This window comes from Bordetella genomosp. 11 (genome assembly GCF_002261215.1).
Lineage (GTDB): Bacteria > Pseudomonadota > Gammaproteobacteria > Burkholderiales > Burkholderiaceae_B > Bordetella_C.
The window spans coordinates 384,962-406,282 of record NZ_NEVS01000004.1; the positions used below are offsets into that span (position 1 = coordinate 384,962).

Consider the following 21,321-nt stretch of genomic DNA (forward strand, 5'->3'; position numbering starts at 1 on the left):
CGGCGTCGCCGCGTAAAAGTTTCTTGATCTTATCGACTTAGGGAAGAACCATCATGAGTGCAATCGTCGACATCATCGGCCGCGAGATCCTGGATTCCCGCGGCAATCCGACCGTGGAATGCGATGTGTTGCTGGAATCGGGCGCCATGGGCCGCGCCGCGGTGCCGTCCGGCGCCTCGACCGGCACGCGCGAGGCCATCGAATTGCGCGACGGCGACAAAAGCCGCTACCTGGGCAAGGGTGTGCTGCGCGCGGTGGAAAACCTGAATACCGAGATTTCGGAAGCCCTGATGGGCCTGGACGCGCAGGAACAGACCTTCGTCGATCGCACCCTGATCGAGCTCGATGGGACCGACGCGAAGGAACGCCTGGGCGCCAATGCCATCCTGGCCGCCAGCATGGCGGTGGCGCGTGCCGCGGCCGATGAGTCCGGCCTGTCGCTGTACCGCTATTTCGGCGGCAGCGGCCCCATGAGCATGCCCGTTCCCATGATGAACGTCATCAACGGCGGCGCGCATGCCAACAACACCCTGGACCTGCAGGAATTCATGATCCTGCCGGTGGGCGCGGCCAGCTTCCGCGAAGCCCTGCGCTGGGGGGCGGAGGTCTTCCACGCCCTGAAGAAGCTGATCAATGCCCAGGGCATGTCGACGGCGGTGGGCGACGAAGGCGGCTTCGCGCCCAACGTGGCCAATCACGAGGCGGCCATCCAGTTGATTCTGAAGGCAATCGGCGAAGCGGGCTACGAGCCGGGCACGCAGATCGCGCTGGGCCTGGATTGCGCCAGCTCCGAATTCTTCAAGAACGGCAAGTACGTGCTGGAAGGCGAGGGCGGCATTTCGCTCAGCTCGCAGGAATTCGCCAATCTGCTGGCGACGTGGTGCGATAAGTACCCCATCATTTCCATCGAGGACGGCATGGCCGAAAACGACTGGGATGGCTGGAAACTGCTGACCGACCAGTTGGGCAAGAAGGTGCAGCTGGTCGGCGACGATTTGTTCGTGACCAACACGCGCATCCTGAAGGAAGGCATCGCCAAGGGCGTGGCCAATTCCATCCTGATCAAGATCAACCAGATCGGTACGCTGACCGAAACCTTCGCCGCCATCGAAATGGCCAAGCGCGCCGGCTACACCGCCGTGGTGTCGCACCGTTCGGGCGAAACGGAAGACTCCACCATCGCGGATATCGCGGTGGCCACCAACGCGATGCAGATCAAGACCGGTTCGCTCTCGCGTTCGGATCGCATGGCGAAGTACAACCAGCTGCTGCGCATCGAAGAGGAACTGGCCGAGGTCGCCTCCTACCCCGGCCTGGAAGCCTTCTACAACCTGCGCTAGCGTTTAGTGCGCCCGGCGGCGCGCCCGATACGGCGCGCCGTTCAACTTCAATCGGATAACTCCCGCATGCGCCTGTTGTTCCTGGTTCTGCTGGCCTTGGTTTGCCTGATCCAATACCCGCTTTGGCTGGGCAAGGGCGGGTGGTTCAAGGTTTGGGACCTGCAGAAACAGGTCGCGGCGCAGCGCACGGTGAACGAAGGGATGCGTGCGCGCAATGCGGCGCTGGACGCCGAAGTGCGCGACCTGCAGACCGGCACCGGCGCCCTGGAAGAACGGGCCCGCAGCGAACTGGGCATGATGAAGGAAGGCGAGGTATTCGTACAGATCGTCCCGGCCGGCACCAATCCGCCGGCCACGGCGCCCGCGTCCGACCGCGGCGCCACCGGTACGGCCCCCGCGCCGGCCAACCGCCCCGCGCCCGCCCAGCAGCCGGCGCGTCGCTGAACGCGGCCGAAGGCCTCGGCGCGCAGCACAACAGGACGCCGCATGCCGGATCGTCCGCCTGTTCCCCATTTGCGATATCGCTGGCGCCCGCAGGCGGAGCGATGATGTCGTGCGAAGCCTGGCGTGGCGGCGCCTGCGCCGCGCGCCGCCCGGGTTCCGCCTTGCCACCGGCGCGCCATGGCGTCGCCGGGCCCTGCGCGCGGCGAACCGATGCGCCGTCCGGGGCCGCCTGCCACCGCACCGGATGCGACTGCATGGGCAGGGCGATCTCCATCGAGATCGGCAGCATCCCGGCGCGGGCCGCCGGGCCACGGTCGCCGCGCATCGCCGCCAGTTGCCGCAATACGGCGCGCAGCCCCGGCACCCCGGGGCGATGCGCATAGCTCAGGCGCAGCCGCAACATATTTGCCTCGAAGATGGTCTGTCCCGAGCGCGGGCCCCGGCCGCCCGGCCACCCCATGCGGCGACGCCGCAGGTGCTGCTCGGCCTGGTAGTCGTTGCTGATGGCGGCCAGGCCCGCCGCGCCAGCCACCCGCAGGGCCGTATCGGCGAAGTCCGCATAGGCGCCATCCGTGGGGGACAGGACGTCGATACGCCATGGGGGCGCGCCGGTTTCCAGCATCATGTCCTGGAAGGTGGCCCGCATGCGGGCGCGCGGACTGTCATGCCGGCCGGGCGGTTGAAACAGGGGCAGCAGGGCGGTTTCGAAGGCCCGTTCGATGGCGGCGGGCCGGCCGTGCACGGTCGCGCCGGCCCGGGCCGCCTCCAGCAAGGCGAGATGCAGCATCTGCCGCACGATGTGCCAGCGCGCGGCTTCGATGGCGAACAGCGCGCAGAACAGCAGCGGCAGCGTGGTAACGGTGAAGCTGGCCATGGCTGCGCCGCGCTGGCGGGCAATGGGATGCGGAAAGAAGAGCATCCCGCCAGTCTGCGGTGCCGCGCGTGACGCGTCGATTGCGACATCTACGCGTGACGTGCGTGACACGGATTGCCTGTAGCGGGGCGCGCCCTTTTCGCCGCATCCGGGCAGCGCGTGTCTACGTCGCGCGCGTTGCGCCTATCTTCAGTGAACCGTGGGCGGGTCCTGCTCCGGCACCGCTTTCGAGTCCGTGAACAAACCGGCGCAGTCCACCGCGTCGAAGAGATACGGCTTGCCGCAGAAGTCGCAAGCCACTTCGACCTGGCCGCGCTCGGCCAGGATGTCCTCGATTTCCGCTCGCCCCAGCATGCGCAGCATATCGGCCACCTTGCCGCGGTTGCATGGGCAATGCCAGCGGACCCCGGCCGGCTCGAAAGTCAGCAGGGTCTCTTCCCAATACAGCCGGTGGACCAGCGTATCGATGTCCGTGGCCAGCAGTTCGTCCGGCTTCAATGTCTGCGCCAGCTGGACCGCGCGGTTCCAGGTTTCTTCCGCGGCTTCCGGCGTTTGCGCCATGCCGCCCTGGCCCGGCATCCGTTGCAGCAGCATGCCGGCCACCTGGTTTTCGTCGGCGGCGAGCCACAAGCGGGTTTCCAGTTGCTCCGACTGCTGCATGTAGTGGCTCAGCGCGTCGGCGATGGTTTCACCCACGATGGGCACGATGCCCTGGTAGGGTTGCTGCCCGGGGGCCTTGCGCTGCGGATCCAGGACGACGATGAAACGGCCGTTTCCGCCCGGGTTCATCAGGCTTTGCATGGTGCCGGTATCCGGCACCGCGTGATCCTGGCGCAGCTTGACGGTGGCGCGCAGGCTGAGATCCGCCCGGCATTCCACCACCAGCAGGGCGATGGGCCCATCGCCCTGGATTTGCATGACGAGCGAGCCGTCGAACTTCAGGTTGGCGGCCAGCAGCGTGGAGGCGGCGATCAGTTCGCCCAGCAGCCGCTTGATCGCGACGGGGTAGTCGTGGTTGACCTGGGCGGAACGCCAGGTATCCTGCAACCGTACCGCCTGCACCCGCACGGTACGATCCTCGAACAGGTATTTCTTCAGAAGATCAGTCATGCCTCGAATGTTAGCCGATACGGCCCGCGCGGCCGGACCGCGCCCGCCCTCTCATTAGGGCCATCGAGCCTATGGCTGAGCAGGCCCTGTCAGGCGATCCGCTTGAGCACGCGCTTGTATTCCTGTCCCCGATCGACATAGCCCTGCGTATTGCGGTGCATCTGGTCGATTTCTTCCGGTGTCAGTTCGCGTACGACCTTGCCGATGCCGATGACCAGGCTGTTGTCCGGGATGACCCGGCCTTCCGGGATGAGGGCACCGGCGCCGATCAGGCAATTGCGGCCCACCACGGCGTCGTTCAGTACGATGGCCTGGATGCCCACCAGCGCGCCCTCGCGTATCGTGCAACCGTGCAGCATGGCCTGATGGCCCACCGTGACGCGCGGTTCGACGATCAGGCCGTGGCCTTTGTCGACATGCAGGACGGAGGATTCCTGGATATTGCTGCCCCGGCGGATGACGATGGGCGCGTTGTCGCCGCGTATCGTTACCTGCGGCCAAATGCTGACTTCCGCTTCCAGGGTGACGTCGCCGATGATGTCGGCGCTGTCGGCAATATAGGCGCTGGCGTCGATGCGCGGCGCGACGCCGTCGAGTTCGTAAATGGCCATGGCCCGGTTCTCCGTTGCATCAGGCGCGCTGGTCGCCGCGCGCCTGTTCCGCTTTTTCCTCTTCCCGCTGCCGCAGTACCCGCCGCTGGACCTTGCCGGTGGTCGTCATGGGCAATTCTTCGAGGAACTCGATTTCTTTCGGGTATTCATAAGGCGCCAGGCGTTCGCGCACGTGGTCCTGCAGGGCCTGCACGATGCCTTCCGTCGGCTGCCCGGCGAATTCCGGCGTCAGGACGACATAGGCCTTCACCAGCGCGCCCCGTTCCGGGTCGGGCTTGGGGACGACGGCCGCATTGGCCACCGCGGGATGTCCCAGCAGGCAGCTTTCGATTTCGCCCGGCCCGATGCGATAGCCCGCGGATTTGAAGACATCGTCGCTGCGGCCGGCGTACCAGAGGTAGCCGTCTTCGTCCATGCGGGCAAGGTCGCCTGTGCGGCACCAGTCGCCCGAGAATTTGGCCGCGGTGGCGGCGGGGTTGCGCCAATACTGCAGGAAGAGAATCGGGTCCGGATGACCGTGGATGTCGTAGCGGTTCAGCGCGATTTCGCCGATTTCCCCCGTTTTGACCGGCTGTCCCTGCTCGTCGATCAGGGCGACCCGGTGCCCCGGGTAGGGCCGCCCCATGCTGCCCGGCTTGGCGGGCCAGCGTGCCTGGCTATTGCCGACCAGATAGTTCATCTCGGTCTGCCCGAACATTTCGTTCGGCGTGATGCCCAGTGCCGACTGGCACCAGCCGAACACCGTTTCGCCGACGCTTTCGCCCGCGCTCATGAGCGCGCGCAACACCAGCTTGTAGCGTTCGCGCGGCGCGGGGACCGCTTTCATCATCGCTTTCAGGGCGGTCGGGAACAGGAAGGTATTGGTGACCTGATAGCGCTCCAGCAGCTCAAACGCGCGTTCGGGAGAAAAACGCCCGCGCGTCCCGACGATGGGATGGCCGAAATACAGCGTGGGCAGCAGCGCGTCCATCATGCCGCCCGTCCAGGCCCAATCCGCCGGCGACCAGAAAACATCGCCCTGCTTGGGGAACCAGTCCTGCGAGGCGACGAAACCCGGCAGGTTGCCGATCAGCACCGAATGGGGCAGCAGCGCGCCCTTGGGCGCGCCCGTGGTCCCGGAGGTGTAGAGGAGGATGGCGGGGTCGGTCGCCAGCGTATTGATCCGCTTGAAGTCCGCCGATTGCCGCGCCAGCAGGCTGCGCCAGGGCAGCACGCGTTCGTCGGCGAAGCCTATGCCGATGATCTGTTGCAGCGCCGGACATTGTTCGGCGATGGACAGCAGATTGGCGCTGGAGGCGGCGTCCACCACCGCCACGCGTGCCTCCGAGTCGCGCAGGCGCGATTCGAGGGCTTCGGGACCGAACAGGCCGGACAGGGGCACGATGACCGCGCCTACGCTGTAGGTCGCCATATGGACCACGACCGTCTCTGGCCGTTGTCCCAAAACAACAGCCACGCGGTCGCCCTTGCCCACGCCCATGCGCAACAGGCCATTGGCCAGCTGGTTCACCGCTTCGGCCAGGCGGCCGTAGGTCCAGACCTCTCTATTGCCCGCTTCGTCTTCGTAATAAATGGCAATGCGCCGCGCGTCGAGACCGCTCTCGGCCCAACGGTGGCAGCACACCTCGGCGATGTTGAACTGGGTCGGTACTAGCCAGCGGAATGAGTCGTAAAGCGCCTGGTATTGATCGTTCATGGCCCTGTTATGAGCGGTTACAACGATGGAACTCGTCGGCAGTGCTTTTGGGGCCGGATTGCCCCAGACGCAAGCATGACCTAGCGAGCCACTATCTGCAACATTGGCGTGTTGCCCCTACTCATGTCTAGGGTTTTCACGGATGTTCCGCGGGCGTTCGGGGGCCTACGGGTGCCTGCCCTGACGGCGCAGGGCCGATGGCAGGGCAGGCAGGGAGACCGGGCGCGGAGAGCGCGCGGGAGGCGCGCCGGCGACCCGCTCGGCAAGCGTGGCCGCCCAATCCACCAGCTGCAGGCGGCCGCTATGGTCTTCGGCCAGTGCCGACAGGCTTTCCACCCAATCCCCGTCGTTGCAGTAAAGGACGCCATCGATGTCGCGCATTTCCGGCTTATGGATGTGGCCGCAGACGACACCGTCCAGGCCGCGCCGGCGTGCCTCGCCGGCCAGCGCATGCTCGAAATCCGTGATGAAGGCGACGGCGTTCTTGACCTTGTGCTTGAGGTACTGGGACAAGGACCAGTAGTGCAAGCCCATGCGGTGCCGCATGCGGTTGAAGTAATGATTCAGCCAGAGGGCGAACTGGTACAGCGTATCGCCCAGGTGCGCCAGCCATTTGCTGTGCTGGATCACGCCGTCGAACTGGTCGCCGTGCAGCACCAGCAGCCTGCGGCCGTCGGCGGTGTGGTGGACATCCTCGTCGACGATCTCGATGTCGCCGAACGCGTAGCCGATGAATTCGCGGGCGAATTCGTCATGATTTCCCGGTACGAATACCACCCGGGTGCCCTCCCGCGCCTTGCGCAGGATGCGCTGCACGATGTCGTTATGCGCGCGCGGCCAGTGCCAGTGCTTGCGCAATTGCCAGCCATCCACGATGTCGCCGACCAGGTACAGCGTCTCGGCTTCGTTGTGGTCCAGGAAATCCAGCAGGAATTCGGCCTTGCACCCCGTCGTGCCCAGATGCAAGTCGGAAATCCACACGGTGCGCCAATGCGTCGGGCGAATCTCGTCCACATATCCCTCGGGTCGCGCTGTCATGCAGGCATGAAATCACCGCGCGATGACGCCGATGTGAAATTGGCATGGCGGTTTCATGACACGCCGGGCGGATGCCCCCGCCGGGACGCCGCCGCTTCCGCCTGGTCGCCTCATGGGTGCGCCGCGGGAATCCCTCGGGATTAACCCGGGAGTTCCGCCTTAAAACTGACAAACTAGTTGACGCTGCCTGGGACGCTATCTACCATCTAGTTAACTAGATGCTTAGTAGATGCGACAAGGTGGAGTGCGAATGTCCGACCCGATCTTTTCCCCCGAACCCTATGCCGCCACGCGGCGGCCCCTGCACCAGGCGTCTCCGCTGCCGGGGTGGTGCTACACCTCGCCGGAGTGGTACCAGAGGGAGCTGGACACCATGTTCCGCAAGGACTGGCTGTGCGTGGGGCGTGCCGAACAGGTGCCCAAGATGGGCGACTATTTCTCGATCGAGGTGATAGGCCAGCCGCTTGTCGTTGTCCGCGACGACGCCAACAACGTGCGCGTTCAATCGGCGTTATGCCGCCATCGGGGCGCCATCATTACCGAACAGTCGGGCCATTGCCGTGCCTTCGTCTGCCCGTATCACAGCTGGACCTACAGCCTGAGCGGCAAGCTGATGTCCACGCCCGGCAATCCGCCGCCCATGGCCGGGGTGGAGGGTTTCAGGAAGGAAGACCATACGCTGAACCAGGTGCGCGCCGAGCTGTGGGGCGGCTTCATTTTCATTACCTTCAACGACAAGGCCCCGCCCTTGCTGGAGTGGCTGGGCGACCTGCCCGCTTTCCTCGAAGGCTACGACCTGGAGAACATGGTCTGGACCAACAAGGACGTCTACGAGGTGGATTGCAACTGGAAGGTGTGGTTGGAAAACGCCTTCGAGAACTACCACGTGGCCACGATTCATCGCGACCACCATGACCCGGCCAATCCGCAGAACTGGTCCTTCGAACGCACGCACGGCCCGTGGGAGGCCATGTCCAGCAAGCGCAGCATCGTTGCCTATTCCGGCCTGCCGCCGATTCCCGGCCTGGATGCGAACAAGGGCTCGACGCTGTACCACATCTGGATCCAGCCCAGCCTGCAGATCATCCTGACCTCTTCGTACATGAAGTTCCGCCAGTATCTGCCCGAAGGTCCCGAAAAACTGCGCCTCTACGAGAACTGGACCTTTCCGCGCAGCACGGTGGAGATGCCCGATTTCAGCGACATCGTCGGGCCGGACTACTACGAAAGATATTCGCAGGTGGTCCGCGAAGACATCGGCATCAATCCCAATGTCCAGCGGGCCATGCGCAGCGGTGCATATCGGCCCGGGCGGTTTTCCCTGGAAGAGTACGTCGTGCATCGGATCGCCAATCGCGTGCTCGATAGCGTGATCGGTCCCGACGAAGAGGATCAACGCCGCGCCCGCGAAGGCGAAATGACGCAAGAGGTGGCCTGAGATGGGTTTCGACAAGAGTAAACCGCTGCACGTCCATATCGAAAATGCCAGCTCCTTGATGCCGGTATTCATCGTACGGCCGGACCAGTACGAAAAGGCGCTGGCGCGCCACCCTGACGTCGCCGAACGTATCAGTACGACCTGGGGCGAGGACGGCGATATCTATGCGCGTGAAGCGAAGACCGCCGACGCGATGATCACCTACCGCTTTCCGTACCAGACGCTGGCCACCGACGCGCCGAATCTGAAGCTGCTGCAGGTCCTGGGCGCCGGGGTGGACTACCTGCTGCCCCTGGACTGGGTGCCGGCCGGCGTGACGGTGCTGACCAACAGCGGCGCGCACGTGCCCAAGGCGTCGCAATCGGCCTTGATGGCTCTTCTGATGCTGAACGCACGCCTGCCGGAACTGAACTGGAGCCAACGCAAGCACGAATGGAATCGCGTCTTTACCTCCACCCTGGAAGGAAAAACCCTGCTGATCGTCGGCGTGGGCGCCATCGGTGCGGGCGCCGCCAGATATGCCAAGGAGTTCGGCCTGGAAGTACTGGGCATCCGCCGCAGCGGTCGGCCGCAGCCGCATGTCGATGAAATGCACCCGCCCGAGGCGCTGCACGCCTTGCTGCCACGGGCCGATTTCGTTCTGGCGAACACCGCGCTGACGCCGGAAACGCACTTCATGTTCGGGGCGAAGGAATTCGGCCTGATGCGCAAGGGCGCGGGGTTTGCCAATATGTCGCGCGGCGGCCTGGTGGACCCGGCCGCGCTGGACGCGGCGCTGCGCGGCGGCCATCTGAGCGGGGCCGTCATCGATGTGACCTATCCGGAACCGCCGGGCAAGGACTGGCCGTACTGGGACACGCCCAACCTGTTGATCACGCCGCACGTGCTGTCCGACGACATCGAGAACTATGTCCCGCGCACGCTCGACCTGTTCTTCAACAATATTCGCAACTACTTCGACGGCAAGCCCTTGACCAACCAGGTCGATCTGGGGCGCGCCTACTGATCCGCTAAACGTCGCATACCGAGGGCACAGTGCCATGCAGGCCGCCGAAGAATCCCGCCTGGTCAGGATCCGTGAGATCCGCGAGGTGGCCATGGATATCAAGTGCTATGAGCTGGCGCCGGCGGACGGCCGGCCGCTGCCGCCGTTCACCGCGGGGGCGCATATCGATGTGCAGGTACCCAATGGCATGATCCGCCAGTATTCCCTGTGCGGCGACCCAGCGGATGCCCGTGCCTATCGCATCGCGGTAAAGCGCGAGGCGGCCGGACGAGGCGGGTCGGCCAGCCTTCACGACGGCACCGAAGTCGGAACGCTGCTGGGCATCGTCGGACCCAGGAATCATTTTCCATTGGCGACGGAGGCGACGCGCAGCCTGCTTATCGCGGGCGGCATCGGTATTACGCCGATCTACGCCATGGCGAGGGCGCTGTCCGCGCGGGGGCAGGACTGGCACCTTCACTATTGCGCCAGGACGGCGGGCCATGCGGCATTCTACGAAGAGCTGCGCGCCCTGCCCGGGGGACGCGTAACGCCGTACTTCAGCGAAGCGCCGACCCTCGACGTTCCGGCCCTTCTCGCCGATCAGCCGGACGGCGTCCATGTCTACTGCTGCGGCCCGCAAGGGCTGATGAAGGCGGTGGAGGCGGCCACGGCGCACTGGACGCCGGGCCATGTGCACTTCGAATGGTTTGCCGCCCCCAAGACCGCCTGGCCGCCCGACGCGCCCTTCGAAATCACCCTGGCACGCTCGGGCAGGGTCTTGCCGGTACCCGCCGATCGGACAATCCTGCAGGTACTGCGGGAAAATGGCGTGAACGTGCCATGTGCCTGCGAAGAAGGGGTCTGCGGGACATGCGAAACCGCTGTCCTGGAGGGGGAGCCCCAGCATCGCGACATGCTTCTTACACCCGAGGAGCGTGCCGCGGGACGTACCATGATGGTCTGCGTTTCGCGGGCCAATAGCCACCGGCTGCTGCTGGATCTGTGAACGCCGCCATGTCCCACCCCGACCCCATAGACCTGACCCGGCGGCTCATCGCCTTCGACACGGTCAATCCGCCCGGCAACGAGCGCGAATGCGCCGAGTACCTGGCCTGCCTGCTGCGCGACGCCGGTTTCGATGTCCGCCTGGTACCGCTGGGCGATGGCAGGGCCAGCCTGATCGCCAGCAAAGGCACTCCCGGCGGGAAGGGGGCCCTGGTCTTTACCGGCCATATCGATGTGGTGCCCCTGGGCACCAAGGAATGGAGCCAGGCACCTTTTGGCGGCGCTATCGTCGACGACCGCTTGTACGGGCGCGGATCCAGCGACATGAAGGGCGGCGTGGCGGCCTTCGTGGCCGCCGCCATCCTGGAAGCGCCGCGTGCCCGCGACGGCATGCAATTGACCCTTATCATTACGGCCGGCGAAGAGACGGGCTGCGACGGTGCCTCGGCCATCGTTGCGCAGGACTTGCAGGGGAGGGCCGGCGCCCTGGTCGTCGCCGAACCTACCGCCAATATGCCGTATGTCGGCCACAAGGGCGCCTTGTGGCTGCGCGGCATCGCCCGTGGCATTACCGCCCACGGCTCCATGCCGGAGGCCGGCGATAACGCCGTGTACAAGGCGGCGCGCGCCACCCATCGCCTCTCCTGCTTTCATTTCGGCGTTGCGCCTCACCGCACGCTGGGCGGGCCAACGCTGAACGTCGGCACCTTCCATGGCGGCCTGAATATCAATTCGGTGCCCGATCGCGCGGTGATAGAAATCGACCTGCGCACCATACCGGGCATGGACCACGCCGACTTGCGGCAACGGATCGCCGCGGAGATGGACGAGGACATGGAGATCGAGACGGCGATCGATCTGCCGGGCGTCTGGACGGCGCCCGACACGCCGTGGGTGCGGCGGACGGCCGCCATCGCGTCGCGCGTCACGGGCGCTCCTTTCGAGCTGCGCACGGCCACCTATTTCAGCGATGCTTCCGTGCTGGTACCGGCGCTGGGCGGCGCGCCCACGCTCATCCTCGGGCCAGGCGAACCCCGGCAGGCGCACCAGACCGACGAGTGGTGCAGCGTAAGCCGCATTCGCCAGGCTACCGTCATCTACCGGCAAATGATCGCCGAGTGGGCGCAAGAGGAAACGGAGAACGCAGGATGAAAGCGGCCGCGCAGCCCGGCATCCGGTCGGTGGCCGAGGCCTTCCTGACGCTGCTGAAGAAACGCGGCATCGATTTCCTGTACGTGGGCGCGGGCACCGATACCGCGCCCATCGTGGAAGCCTATGCGCGCGCCGGGGATGACGCGCAAGAATATCCCCGACCCATCGTCTGCGCGCACGAGAACCTGGCGATGGGCATGGCGCACGGGTACTACATGGTGACGGGGCTGCCGCAGGCCGTGATGCTGCACGTCTCCGTGGGCACCGCCAACGCGCTTTGCGGCGTCATGAACGCCGCGCGCGGCCAGGCGCCGATGCTGTTCGCGGCGGGGCGCACTCCCTTGTTTGAGCACGGCCGGCTGGGGGCCCGCGACATCGAGATCCATTGGGGGCAGGAGCTTTTCGACCAGGCCGGCATGGTGCGGGAGCTGGTCAAATGGGAATACGAGCTGCGCGACGGCATACAGCTGCAGGAAGTGGTCGACCGCGCGCTGGCGACCTCGATGAGCGAACCGCGCGGACCGGTCTACCTGACGCTGCCGCGCGAAGTCCTGGCGGCGCCCGCCGAAAACGTCGAGCCGCATGCACCGCCGGGCTTGCCGTCGCCGCCCGCGCCCGACGCGGGCGCCGTCGAACGCCTGGCGCGGGCGCTGGCCAAGGCGCGCGAGCCGGTGATCATGTGCACGGCCAGCGGCGCCGATCCGCGCACCGTGGCCGCGCTGGCCGGCCTGTGCGATCGCTTCGGGATAGGGGTGGGCGAGGCCAGGCCGCGCTATGTGAACGCGCCATCCCGCCACCCGCTGCACATGGGCTATGAGCGGGGGCCGATCTTCGAATGGGCGGACGCGCTGCTGTTCCTCGAGGCGGATGTGCCCTGGATCCCGGGCAAGGCCGCCCCCGCGGACACGGCATTCGTCGCGCATGCCGGCACGGACCCCATCTTCTCGCGTTACCCCATACGTGGACATCGCTGCGACCTGGCCATCACGACCACTGCTTGCGCGTTGATAGAAGCGCTCGGCTCGGCGCTGCATGCATGCGGGGCGTTGGACTCGGCCCCCCAGCGCAGGCACCGGCTCGCGGCGCGCGCCCAGGCCATCGCCCGCGACCGGGCCCAGCGCATGGCCAGGGATCGCGAGCGGGGCGGACCGATCAGCAAGGCATTCCTGTCCGAATGCATCGATGCGGTACGGCCGGCCGACGCGATCGTGGTCAATGAGTACTCCGCGGTGCGCGAGTGTTTTTCCTTCGTGGATCCCGGCTGCTATTTCCTGCATCCCGATGCCTCGGGCCTGGGCTGGGGCTACCCGGCGGCGCTGGGCGCGAAGCAGGCCATGCCGCATCGCACGGTCATCGCGGTCATGGGCGACGGCGCCTATCTGTTCGCCAACCCGGCGGTGTGCCATCACGCCAGTGCCATGCATGGACTGCCGGTGGTCGCCGTGGTTTTCAATAACGGAGGCTGGGAGGCCGTGCACAAGTCGACGATGGGCATTTACCCGTCGTCCCACGCGGCGGACTATGCCAGGTCGCATGCGAAGGCCAACGGCATGGCGCCCTTGTGCTCGCTGGATCCGATGCCGGATTTCGAACGCTATGTAGAGGCGTCCGGCGGTGTCGGCCTGCGCGTGACCGAGCGCGCCGAGCTCGAGGGCGCCTTGCGCCGGGCGATCGCGATCGCCCGGGATGAAGGCCGACAGGTGCTCGTCAACGTTTTGGGCAGGGGCTGACCATGTACCCGCGACTCGGGCTGCTGGTCGATGGGGAATGGATAGACGCGTCGCGGCGCGAGGCGACGCTGGTGCGCAATCCGGCGACTGGCGAGCCGCTGGGGGAACTGCCGATCGCGACGCCGGACGACATCGATCGTGCGGCCCAGGCCGCGGCGCGGGCCTTCGGTGGATGGCGCGCCATGACGCCGCTGGAGCGGGGACGCATTCTCGCTCGGGTCGCAACGACCCTGCGGGAGCGCGCGGAATCCCTCTCCGCCATCCTGACCCGCGAGCAGGGCAAGCCGCTGCGCGAGGCCCTGGCCGAGGTCATCGCCACGGCGGACACCTTCGAGTGGATGGGGGAAGAGGGCCGGCGTGCCTATGGCCGCATCGTGCCGTCGCGTTTTGCCGGCGTGGAGCAACTGGTGCTGCATGAACCCATAGGCCCGGTCGCGGCGTTCTCGCCCTGGAACTTTCCCGCCGTTCTCGCGGGTCGCAAGATCGCCACGGCGCTGGCCGCCGGATGTCCGATCGTGATCAAGCCCGCCGAGGAAACCCCGGGCATCCTGGTGGAGATCGCTCGCATCTGCGAGGCGTCGGGCGTTCCCCCCGGTGTCCTGAACCTGCTTTTCGGCCGGCCCGCGGAAATTTCCGAGCGCCTGATCGGCCATCCCGAAATCCGCAAGCTTTCCTTTACGGGCTCTACGGCCGTGGGCCGTCGCCTGGCGGGGCTGGCCGGTGCCGCGCTCAAGCGTATGACGCTGGAACTGGGCGGGCATGCCCCCGTCATCGTATGCGACGATGCCGATCTGGACCGCGCGGCGAGCCAGGGCGTCGCGGCTAAATTCCGCAACGCCGGACAGGTCTGCAATTGCCCCACGCGGTTCTATGTCCAGCGAGGCGTGTTCCAGGCCTTCGCCGAACGCTTTGCCGCCCTGGCCCGCTCGCTGCGGGTCGGCGACGGGCAGCGCGGCGATGTCGACATGGGGCCGTTGATCCACGCGCGTCGCGTGCAGGCCATGCGCGAGTTCACGCAGGACGCCGTCCGCCACAACGGGGAAGTGTTGGCGGGCGGCGGGACGCCTTGTGAACAGCGCGCCGTGCCGGCGGCCGGCGCGTTCTGGGAGCCGACGGTCATCGCGGGCGCCGGCGGCGGCGCGCGGGCGATGCGCGAAGAGCCCTTCGGCCCGCTGGCGCTGCTGCAGCCGTTCGAGGAGATCGAAGAAGCGATCGCGGCCGCCAACGCGACCGACTACGGCCTCGCCTCGTACGCATTCACGGCATCGTTGAAATCCGCGCGGCTGCTGCAGGAACGTATCCGGGCGGGCTGCTTCAGTCTCAATACCTACGCGATCACGCCGCCCGAGCTTCCTTACGGGGGCGTCAAGTACAGCGGCCTGGGCCGTGAAATGGGCAGCGAAGGGCTGCTCGAGCACTTCGAAGTCAAATCGGTCATCAGGGCGGTCTAGATCCCCGGGTCGAGAGCGCTCTTTTGCAAGCAGCGGGAATACCCGCGAATACATACAACAGTCCAAGGAGAAATTATGTCGACTCGTCGATTGCTGGGGGCATTGTTTGCCTGTCTTGCCCTATCACCGGCGGCCAACGCCGAATATCCCGACCATACCATCCGCCTTGTCGTGCCTTTCGCGCCGGGAGGCGCCGTCGACGCGATCGCGCGCGTGATCGCCGAACGCATCTCCGGCCCATTGGGCCAGAGTGTCATCGTGGATAACCGCGGCGGAGGCGGAGGTATCGTCGGTACCGATTTCGCGGCGCGCGCCAACCCCGACGGCTACACGCTGCTGATGGCATCGGCCAGCGGGATGATGATTACCCCCTTGCTGCAAAAGCTGCCTTATGAGCCGATGAAGGCCTTCACGCCGGTGGCCCTGGTAGGCCAGGTTCCTTTCCTGCTCGTGTCCACCACCAAGCTGCCGCCGACCAACCTGCAGGAGTTCATCGCCTATGCGAAGGAGCGGCCCGGCAAGCTGGCCTACGCCTCCGCGGGCACGGGCACGCCGCATCACGTGGCGGGCGAGATGTTCAAGCTGGCGACGGGCACCGACCTTATCCATATTCCCTACAAGGGGACGGGCCCCGCGCTGGTCGACGTCATCAGCGGGCGCGTGGCGGTCATGAACTCCGAGATCCTCGCCGCGTTGCCGCACGTGCGGGAAGGCCAACTGCGCGCCCTGGGTATTGCCGCGGCGAAACGCAGCCCGCTGGCGCCGGACATCCCCACGCTGAAAGAGGCCGGCTTGCCCAACTTCGAGGTGACCACCTGGTACGGCGTCGTGGCGCCTACCGGTACCCCGCCGGCAGCGGTGAAGAAGCTGTCCGATACGATCATGAAAGCCCTGACCGAGGCCGATACGCGGTCCAAGCTGGATCAGATCGGCGTCATTCCCCGAGGCTTGGCGGGCAAGGATTTCAGCGACTTCCTGGTCCAGGAAAACGCCAAGTGGACAAAGATGGTCAAGGATACGAACATCAAAATAGACTAGGCGGCCCGTACCCGCTTCGCCGCGCGACTCTGTTCGGAAGCAAAGTGGATTTCGAAATCCGCGGCCTTGCCGATATGCTCGGTAATTCGCCGCGCGGCAAGGTCGGGGTCGCGCGCTTCCAGCGCCTTGACGATGCGCTCCAGTTCCTTGAACCAGGTCTTCATGCGTGCCGGGGTGGAAGGCGAGGTTGCCTTCTTCAGCCACTGGGCCTTCTCCAGCAGGTTCTGCAGGACACCGCTCATCAGGGAATTGCCGGCAGCTTCGTAGATGGCGGCGTGCACAATGGAATCGAAACGGTCGAATTCATCGAAAGTCGCCTTGTCATCCCCGTCCTTTTCCAGCGCCCTGGCCTGTAGCAGCGCGCGGTTCAACGCGCGGATCTGCTCTTCGCCGATGTTGCGCGCCGCCAGTCCGGCCACATGTGCTTCGAGCAGGATCCGGAAATCGAAGATTTCCTGGATTTCCTTTTCGCTCAACGCTTTCACGTAGCTGCCGCTCTGCGGGCTGACGTCCACCCATCCCTCGCCGCGCAGGCGGGCCAGGGCGGTGCGGATGGGCGATCGCCCGACACCGAGCTCTTCGACCAGCCGTGCCTCCGAAATCTTGCTTCCCGGGGGATAGCGGCATTCGATGATGCTGCTCTTGATGGCTTCATATGCACGTGCCGCGGCGGCGACGCTGTCTCCGGTCATTTTGCTTGTACCTGTGGCATCGACGGAAAGGGGCGGTCCTTGGGATGGCCGAGGGCCGGCCCGGAGGATCAACGCATGGCATTCCGGTGCGCAAGCGCATGTGCCGCGCCCGGTATGCCGACCCTCGTTAACTGGTCGATTAGTCTAACAGATCGACCCGTCGCGGCACATGCGCGCCAGTCTCCGTTATGTGCGTCGCGGCACCGGAACAATGCTTGTGCGGGTAGGCAAGCCGCGCTACCATTGCCTTTGAGTAACTAGTTAACCAGATTCAAAAAACGAGACCCAGGGAATCATGGACCTGACAATACTTCCGGCCCGATCGGGCACCCGTGTGGCATTGCGCAAGGGTCAGATGCTGAAGGTGGTCAACACCCATGGCGGCCAGGTCGTGGACCTGTGGGCGTTTTTGCCGGACGGCAGCCAGCATATGTCGATGCCGCACTCGGTCGTAACGCTCGGACGCATCAAGCCGCTACCCGGCGATCTTCTGTATACGCAGTTGCGGCAGCCCATACTCAGGCTCGAAGCCGACGAATCGCCTGGCACGCATTGCATGCTCTTCGCCGCTTGCGACGCCGCCCGTTACGCGCTGCTGGGCGCCAAGGGATATCACCACAATTGCGCCGACAACATGCGGCAGGCACTCAAGCCCCTGGGCATCGACGCCGGGTATGTGCCGACGCCGCTCAACCTGTTCATGAACACGCTATTCCACGATCATCGCGAAATGGAAGTGGCCGAGCCACGCGCGCGCCCCGGCGATAGCGTGACTTTCCGCGCGGAGCAGGATTGCATCGCCGTCATGTCGGCTTGCCCGCAGGATATGGTCCCGGTCAATGCACACGGCTGTACGCCGCAGCCGGTGGGCTATTGCATCCTGTAGGGCCGGCGTCTGCTTCGATCGGACGGGGTGGGAATCCGTTCACCAGGCCGCGGCACAGGCCTGGCGCCGCAGATCCGCCGCAGCCTCCAGCATGCCGGACCCATGCCTTTGCACCGCCTTGATCGAGCCGAAGTAGAAAGGATGCGTCGAGTCCGCTTCCACCGCGACGCCCGCCGCTTCGAGCAGTGCAAGCGTGCCGTCGGGGAATCCCGGCTCGCACATGACCTGGCCGTCGCGCCCCATGCTCCAGCGCGGCAGGTCTATGGCAAGGGAAAGGGGCGCGCGGTCGACCAGAACATTCGAGATGCATTGCACGCCGGTCGTCGTCTGGCTGATGCCGCCCGGCGACACGGCAAACAGCTCGGGCGCGCCATCCCGGAACACGATATAGGGATTCAATGTATGTACCGGCCGCTTGCCGGGGGCCAGCACGTTGAAGTGCCGGCGATCGGTGCTGAACTCTCCGAGCCGGTTGTTCATCAGCACGCCCGTGACCGGATCGACACACCCGCTGCCAAAGGGCTGGAACACGCTTTGCAACATGACCAGGCCGTTGCCGGACCCGTCCGCCAGCACGATGCCGGCGGTGTCTCCCGGTTCCGCGCCGGCGCCCTGGAAGCGGGGTGATTCCGAACCGTCGTCGTGCCATGGCCAGCGCGCCGCGGGATCCGCGACGCGGTCGCGCAGTCCTGGCAGGCAGGCGCGCGCATTCATGACCTGCGCATACAGCCGCCGTTCCCGCGGAACGTCCGGGCGCCATTGCAAGCGGGACAGTTGCGCGAGCATCAGCACGCCTACCGAGTTGGGCGGCATGACGGCAACCCACCGTCGGCCATAGTCCTGGTGGACGGGCTGCGTCCAATCCGCCGCGACGCGCTTGAGGTCCTCGGGGCGCAACAGGCCGCCGGTGTCCGCGGCGAAGCGGCACAAGGCGTCGGCCACCGGTCCTTCGTAGAAGCCATCCTCTCCATGCGCCGCGATGCGTTGCAGTGTTGCGGCCACGGCGATCTGCCGCCATGGCGTTCCTGCCTGGCGATCCTGTCCATCGACCTGGAATGCCTGGGCAAAGCCCGGCTGTTTACGAACCTGCGCGGTGGCAAGCGCAAGATTCCGGCTGATTTCGCTGGAGAACGCCGCGCCGTCGGCGGCCAGTTCGATCGCGTCGTGGAACAGGGTGTTCCAGGGCAGCCGTCCGTGCCGGCGATGTGCCTGCGCCCATAGGCGGACCAGGCCGGGAACCACCCAGCTGCGCGGGCCGCGTGCGCCGACGGCCCCGCCGAACAAGGCAGGGTCGGCGCTTCCCGGCGCGATGCCGGATCCATTGAGCGCATGCGTGTGTCCGCCGGCGGCGTCATGCAGGAGCATCATGCCGCAGCCGCCCAGCGACGTCGCATGCGGCAGGACCACGGTCAATACCGCCGAGGCGGCGATCATCGCGTCCACCAAGGCGCCGCCCCGGTCCAGTTGTATGCAGGCGGCACGGGTTGCCAGATGATGGCCCGTGGCAACGCTATGGCGATGTCCGTAAAGGGCGGCGCGCGCGCCGGACGGACCGCTCATCGCAGGTAGCTTCCCAGGAACGTTCCGGCGAAGCAGCCCAGGCCGCAAGCCAGCGGCAGCCACCATGCGAGCGAGGATCCGCGGGCGGCGGCGACGGGCTCCGGCGTGCCGGACGTCCATCCCGGCCCCATGGCGCCGGGCGCTTCGGCGCGGGCCGCCCGCGTCGTCGCGATGGGCTCGGCGGGAGAGGCCAGGCGCTTCTGCACGTTCTGGAAAAAGCGTTCCGAGAACTTGCGCGCCGCGTGATCGATCAGGCGGCTTCCCAATTGCGCCAGCTTGCCATTGATGGTGGTCTCGGCGGAATACGTGAGCAGCGTGCCGCCCGGCATATCGCTCAGTTCGATGCGGATGCGGCCCGCGGCCGAACCGGCCATCCCGCCATTGCCTTCGCCAACGAGTACGTAGGATTGCATGGCGGTTTCGACCTCGCGGCGGAAGGTGACGTCGAATGTCGCCCGCACCGGGCCGACCGCGCTGACGAGCGTGGCGGCGTAGCGGTCCGCGTCGATGGCCTGCAGCGTTTTGCAGTCGGGGATCGTCGCGCGCAGGAAATCGGCGTCGCCCAGCGCTTGCCAGACGGCGGTGCGGTCCGCCGCCAGCGTCTTGCTACCGTCGATCAGCATGGCCGTACCTCGTGTCGATCTCGATGCCCGCCAGGCTCAGGCCGCGATCGGCGATGCGCATGCGGTCGTTCAGCGAGCGAAAGCGCCCGAAACTCCATACCACCAGCGGGCGGGCGAAATCGAGCACGGTAGGCCATTGGCGCGTGAAAGCGTCATAGCGGCAGGACCAGGCCTGAGTCCGATCGCTGATGAAGCGCACGCGTTGCTCCCAGCTTCGCAGCGCGGCGGGGATGTCGGTCGCGTCGCGCACCAGCGTGGCCAGCGCCAGCGCGTTCATCAGCGTCAGGCCGGCGCCCTGGCCCAGCGTCGGTGGCAGGCCATGCGCCGCGTCGCCCAGGATGGCGACGTTGCCCACCGCCCAACGCGGGCAGCTGACCACGCCATAGGGATACTGGGTGGCCGGCGCGGCCGCCAGCACCTCGAACAAGGGGCGCAGCAGGGGAAAGCGCCGCGACCAGTCGGCCACGTCCAGCGGCAGCCGCGCCGCGCGCGTATCGGCCGCGGGCGCCACCATGTAGACATAGGTATGGATCGGTCCGGCCGGCGTGACGCCGATGCGGCGGTTGCCCGACCAATGTTCGACCGTCTGCAGTTCGGGCGTGAACTGGCGCGATTCGATCAAAAAACGGTCTATCAGCGTCGGCAGCTCGCTGAAGCCGCCGCCGATACCCAGGGACGCACGCACCGCGGAATGGACGCCGTCCGCGGCGATAACGAGATCGGCGGGATAGCTCCCTTCCTTCGTGTGCAGCCTGCCGTCGCGCGCGCCGGTGACGCGGCTGCCCGTCAGGATCTGCACCCCGCTGTCCAGTGCAACATCGCGCAGTCCTTCTATCAATGTCTGGCGCGCGAAGGTGTGCACGCGGGATGCGCCGGTCAGCTGCCGCTCCTGCTTTACCCGGCCGTCGGCGAAGCGTATCTGCGCGCGTTCCAGCTTGGTGCCGTGGGCTTCGATGCGGCGCATGACGCCCAGGTGCTCCAGGACTTCGAGGCTGTTGTTCTTGATGTAGATCCCGGCGCCGATCTCGCGGATCTCGTCGCCCTGTTCGTGGACGCGGACGCGCCAGCCCTGGCGGGCCAGCAAGGCGCCGGCGGCCAGGCCGCCGATTCCGCCGCCGGCAATTTCTGCGGTACGTGTCATGCTGTCCTCACTCGATCTCGACGACCATTTCCAGCTCGATGGGCATGTTGAATGGCAATGCCGCGAAGCCCACCGCGCAGCGGGCATGGATGCCGGCGGCACCGAATACGGCGGTCAGGACGTCCGACGCGCCGTCGATGACTTCGGGCTGGCGGAAGAAATCCGGCGTCGATGCGACCATGCCGAACAGGCGGACCACTCGCTTGACTCGCGACAGCTCGCCGATTTCCGCCTTCAGCGATGTCAGCGCGCTGATCACCGCGTTGCGGGCGCCGATCTTGCCTTCTTCGATGGAGATTTCCGCGCCCAGCTTGCCCTTGTGCGTCTGCTCCGCGCCCTTGAACGTGCCGTGGCCGGCGACGAACACCAGATTGCCTGTCGTGACGGCGCCGGCATAGTTGCCCACGGGTTGCCGGCGCTCTGGCAATACGATGCCAAGCTCGGCCAGGCGGGCTTCCGGGGTCGTGCCTTTGAGTGAGTTGAAGGTTTCGATGGACATGGCAG

The 21,321-nt window shown here is 66.2% G+C and carries 20 protein-coding genes; 11 read left to right on the top strand and 9 right to left on the bottom strand.

Going from position 1 to position 21,321, the window contains the following annotated elements; genetic code table 11:
- Positions 1 to 53: 53 nt before the first annotated feature.
- The 3 genes from eno to CAL28_RS29450 all read left to right on the top strand — a co-directional run bounded on the left by eno (position 54) and on the right by CAL28_RS29450 (position 2,730).
- A complete protein-coding gene (eno, locus tag CAL28_RS09365; RefSeq protein ID WP_094841140.1) occupies positions 54 to 1,340 on the top strand; it encodes a phosphopyruvate hydratase in 1,287 nt (428 codons plus the stop codon).
- Between the two features lie 66 nt (positions 1,341 to 1,406).
- Complete coding sequence (gene ftsB, locus CAL28_RS09370) at positions 1,407 to 1,784, top strand: cell division protein FtsB (protein WP_094841141.1); 378 nt, start codon at positions 1,407 to 1,409, stop codon at positions 1,782 to 1,784.
- A 109-nt stretch (positions 1,785 to 1,893) separates the two neighbouring features.
- Positions 1,894 to 2,730 (top strand): hypothetical protein, encoded by an 837-nt coding sequence (locus tag CAL28_RS29450; protein ID WP_141218157.1) that lies wholly within the window; start codon positions 1,894 to 1,896, stop codon positions 2,728 to 2,730.
- A 117-nt stretch (positions 2,731 to 2,847) separates the two neighbouring features.
- Here CAL28_RS29450 and hslO read toward each other — a convergent pair whose 3' ends face one another.
- The 4 genes from hslO to CAL28_RS09400 form a co-directional block, all read right to left on the bottom strand.
- The gene (gene hslO / locus CAL28_RS09385; protein ID WP_094841144.1) at positions 2,848 to 3,768 is read right to left on the bottom strand and encodes an Hsp33 family molecular chaperone HslO; all 921 of its coding nucleotides are present in this window, start codon (positions 3,766 to 3,768) and stop codon (positions 2,848 to 2,850) included.
- Positions 3,769 to 3,857: 89 nt separating this feature from the next.
- Positions 3,858 to 4,379, bottom strand: a complete 522-nt coding sequence (locus CAL28_RS09390) for a gamma carbonic anhydrase family protein (protein WP_094841145.1) — start codon at positions 4,377 to 4,379, stop codon at positions 3,858 to 3,860.
- A 19-nt stretch (positions 4,380 to 4,398) separates the two neighbouring features.
- Positions 4,399 to 6,075 (bottom strand): acyl-CoA synthetase, encoded by a 1,677-nt coding sequence (locus CAL28_RS09395; protein WP_094841146.1) that lies wholly within the window; start codon positions 6,073 to 6,075, stop codon positions 4,399 to 4,401.
- 165 nt (positions 6,076 to 6,240) lie between these two features.
- Positions 6,241 to 7,113, bottom strand: a complete 873-nt coding sequence (locus tag CAL28_RS09400) for a UDP-2,3-diacylglucosamine diphosphatase (protein ID WP_094841147.1) — start codon at positions 7,111 to 7,113, stop codon at positions 6,241 to 6,243.
- A gap of 250 nt (positions 7,114 to 7,363) precedes the next feature.
- On the opposite strand from CAL28_RS09400, the gene CAL28_RS09405 reads away from it, so the two are divergent.
- From CAL28_RS09405 to CAL28_RS09435, 7 genes are all read left to right on the top strand, one after another.
- On the top strand, positions 7,364 to 8,551 hold the full coding sequence (locus CAL28_RS09405; protein WP_176463938.1) for an aromatic ring-hydroxylating oxygenase subunit alpha: 1,188 nt from the start codon (positions 7,364 to 7,366) through the stop codon (positions 8,549 to 8,551).
- Between the two features lies 1 nt (position 8,552).
- Entirely contained in the window at positions 8,553 to 9,557 is a 1,005-nt protein-coding gene (locus CAL28_RS09410; RefSeq protein WP_094841149.1) for a D-2-hydroxyacid dehydrogenase, read from the top strand.
- Positions 9,558 to 9,591: 34 nt separating this feature from the next.
- Positions 9,592 to 10,545 (top strand): PDR/VanB family oxidoreductase, encoded by a 954-nt coding sequence (locus CAL28_RS09415; protein WP_094841150.1) that lies wholly within the window; start codon positions 9,592 to 9,594, stop codon positions 10,543 to 10,545.
- An 8-nt stretch (positions 10,546 to 10,553) separates the two neighbouring features.
- Positions 10,554 to 11,696: a M20 family metallopeptidase gene (locus CAL28_RS09420; protein ID WP_094844516.1), complete on the top strand. Its 1,143-nt coding sequence runs from the start codon at positions 10,554 to 10,556 to the stop codon at positions 11,694 to 11,696.
- On the top strand, positions 11,693 to 13,426 hold the full coding sequence (locus tag CAL28_RS09425; RefSeq protein WP_094841151.1) for a thiamine pyrophosphate-requiring protein: 1,734 nt from the start codon (positions 11,693 to 11,695) through the stop codon (positions 13,424 to 13,426). Before CAL28_RS09420 ends, CAL28_RS09425 begins: the two co-directional genes overlap by 4 nt.
- 2 nt (positions 13,427 to 13,428) lie before the next feature.
- The gene (locus CAL28_RS09430) at positions 13,429 to 14,877 is read left to right on the top strand and encodes an NAD-dependent succinate-semialdehyde dehydrogenase (RefSeq protein ID WP_094841152.1); all 1,449 of its coding nucleotides are present in this window, start codon (positions 13,429 to 13,431) and stop codon (positions 14,875 to 14,877) included.
- 75 nt (positions 14,878 to 14,952) lie between these two features.
- Positions 14,953 to 15,915: a Bug family tripartite tricarboxylate transporter substrate binding protein gene (locus CAL28_RS09435; protein WP_094841153.1), complete on the top strand. Its 963-nt coding sequence runs from the start codon at positions 14,953 to 14,955 to the stop codon at positions 15,913 to 15,915.
- On the opposite strand, the gene CAL28_RS09440 is transcribed toward CAL28_RS09435, so the two are convergent.
- Positions 15,912 to 16,607: a GntR family transcriptional regulator gene (locus tag CAL28_RS09440; RefSeq protein ID WP_094841154.1), complete on the bottom strand. Its 696-nt coding sequence runs from the start codon at positions 16,605 to 16,607 to the stop codon at positions 15,912 to 15,914. The genes CAL28_RS09435 and CAL28_RS09440 overlap by 4 nt on opposite strands.
- Positions 16,608 to 16,902: 295 nt before the next feature.
- Here CAL28_RS09440 and CAL28_RS09445 point away from each other — a divergent pair, with 295 nt between their 5' ends.
- Positions 16,903 to 17,493, top strand: a complete 591-nt coding sequence (locus CAL28_RS09445) for a DUF1989 domain-containing protein (RefSeq protein ID WP_094841155.1) — start codon at positions 16,903 to 16,905, stop codon at positions 17,491 to 17,493.
- 39 nt (positions 17,494 to 17,532) lie between these two features.
- Here the strand turns inward: CAL28_RS09445 and CAL28_RS09450 are convergent, their stop codons facing one another.
- The 4 genes from CAL28_RS09450 to CAL28_RS09465 are packed head-to-tail and all read right to left on the bottom strand — an operon-like array spanning position 17,533 to position 21,316.
- Positions 17,533 to 19,053 carry a gamma-glutamyltransferase family protein gene (locus CAL28_RS09450; RefSeq protein ID WP_176463939.1) on the bottom strand — a complete coding sequence of 507 codons (1,521 nt, stop codon included), beginning with the start codon at positions 19,051 to 19,053 and terminating at the stop codon, positions 17,533 to 17,535.
- Positions 19,050 to 19,676: a CoxG family protein gene (locus CAL28_RS09455; RefSeq protein WP_094841157.1), complete on the bottom strand. Its 627-nt coding sequence runs from the start codon at positions 19,674 to 19,676 to the stop codon at positions 19,050 to 19,052. Before CAL28_RS09455 ends, CAL28_RS09450 begins: the two co-directional genes overlap by 4 nt.
- Positions 19,660 to 20,817: an FAD-dependent oxidoreductase gene (locus tag CAL28_RS09460; protein ID WP_176463940.1), complete on the bottom strand. Its 1,158-nt coding sequence runs from the start codon at positions 20,815 to 20,817 to the stop codon at positions 19,660 to 19,662. Before CAL28_RS09460 ends, CAL28_RS09455 begins: the two co-directional genes overlap by 17 nt.
- Before the next feature lie 7 nt (positions 20,818 to 20,824).
- Positions 20,825 to 21,316: a RidA family protein gene (locus tag CAL28_RS09465; protein ID WP_094841159.1), complete on the bottom strand. Its 492-nt coding sequence runs from the start codon at positions 21,314 to 21,316 to the stop codon at positions 20,825 to 20,827.
- Positions 21,317 to 21,321: the final 5 nt, after the last annotated feature.

Excerpts from the sequence above, each read along its gene's own strand:
- eno (WP_094841140.1), top strand. The coding sequence starts at position 54 with ATGAGTGCAATCGTCGACATCATCGGCCGCGAGATCCTGGATTCCCGC.
- ftsB (WP_094841141.1), top strand. The coding sequence starts at position 1,407 with ATGCGCCTGTTGTTCCTGGTTCTGCTGGCCTTGGTTTGCCTGATCCAA.
- hslO (WP_094841144.1), bottom strand. The coding sequence starts at position 3,768 with ATGACTGATCTTCTGAAGAAATACCTGTTCGAGGATCGTACCGTGCGG.
- CAL28_RS09390 (WP_094841145.1), bottom strand. The coding sequence starts at position 4,379 with ATGGCCATTTACGAACTCGACGGCGTCGCGCCGCGCATCGACGCCAGC.
- CAL28_RS09395 (WP_094841146.1), bottom strand. The coding sequence starts at position 6,075 with ATGAACGATCAATACCAGGCGCTTTACGACTCATTCCGCTGGCTAGTA.
- CAL28_RS09400 (WP_094841147.1), bottom strand. The coding sequence starts at position 7,113 with ATGACAGCGCGACCCGAGGGATATGTGGACGAGATTCGCCCGACGCAT.
- CAL28_RS09405 (WP_176463938.1), top strand. The coding sequence starts at position 7,364 with ATGTCCGACCCGATCTTTTCCCCCGAACCCTATGCCGCCACGCGGCGG.
- CAL28_RS09410 (WP_094841149.1), top strand. The coding sequence starts at position 8,553 with ATGGGTTTCGACAAGAGTAAACCGCTGCACGTCCATATCGAAAATGCC.
- CAL28_RS09415 (WP_094841150.1), top strand. The coding sequence starts at position 9,592 with ATGCAGGCCGCCGAAGAATCCCGCCTGGTCAGGATCCGTGAGATCCGC.
- CAL28_RS09420 (WP_094844516.1), top strand. The coding sequence starts at position 10,554 with ATGTCCCACCCCGACCCCATAGACCTGACCCGGCGGCTCATCGCCTTC.
- CAL28_RS09425 (WP_094841151.1), top strand. The coding sequence starts at position 11,693 with ATGAAAGCGGCCGCGCAGCCCGGCATCCGGTCGGTGGCCGAGGCCTTC.
- CAL28_RS09430 (WP_094841152.1), top strand. The coding sequence starts at position 13,429 with ATGTACCCGCGACTCGGGCTGCTGGTCGATGGGGAATGGATAGACGCG.
- CAL28_RS09435 (WP_094841153.1), top strand. The coding sequence starts at position 14,953 with ATGTCGACTCGTCGATTGCTGGGGGCATTGTTTGCCTGTCTTGCCCTA.
- CAL28_RS09440 (WP_094841154.1), bottom strand. The coding sequence starts at position 16,607 with ATGACCGGAGACAGCGTCGCCGCCGCGGCACGTGCATATGAAGCCATC.
- CAL28_RS09445 (WP_094841155.1), top strand. The coding sequence starts at position 16,903 with ATGGACCTGACAATACTTCCGGCCCGATCGGGCACCCGTGTGGCATTG.
- CAL28_RS09450 (WP_176463939.1), bottom strand. The coding sequence starts at position 19,053 with ATGAGCGGTCCGTCCGGCGCGCGCGCCGCCCTTTACGGACATCGCCAT.
- CAL28_RS09455 (WP_094841157.1), bottom strand. The coding sequence starts at position 19,676 with ATGCTGATCGACGGTAGCAAGACGCTGGCGGCGGACCGCACCGCCGTC.
- CAL28_RS09460 (WP_176463940.1), bottom strand. The coding sequence starts at position 20,817 with ATGACACGTACCGCAGAAATTGCCGGCGGCGGAATCGGCGGCCTGGCC.
- CAL28_RS09465 (WP_094841159.1), bottom strand. The coding sequence starts at position 21,316 with ATGTCCATCGAAACCTTCAACTCACTCAAAGGCACGACCCCGGAAGCC.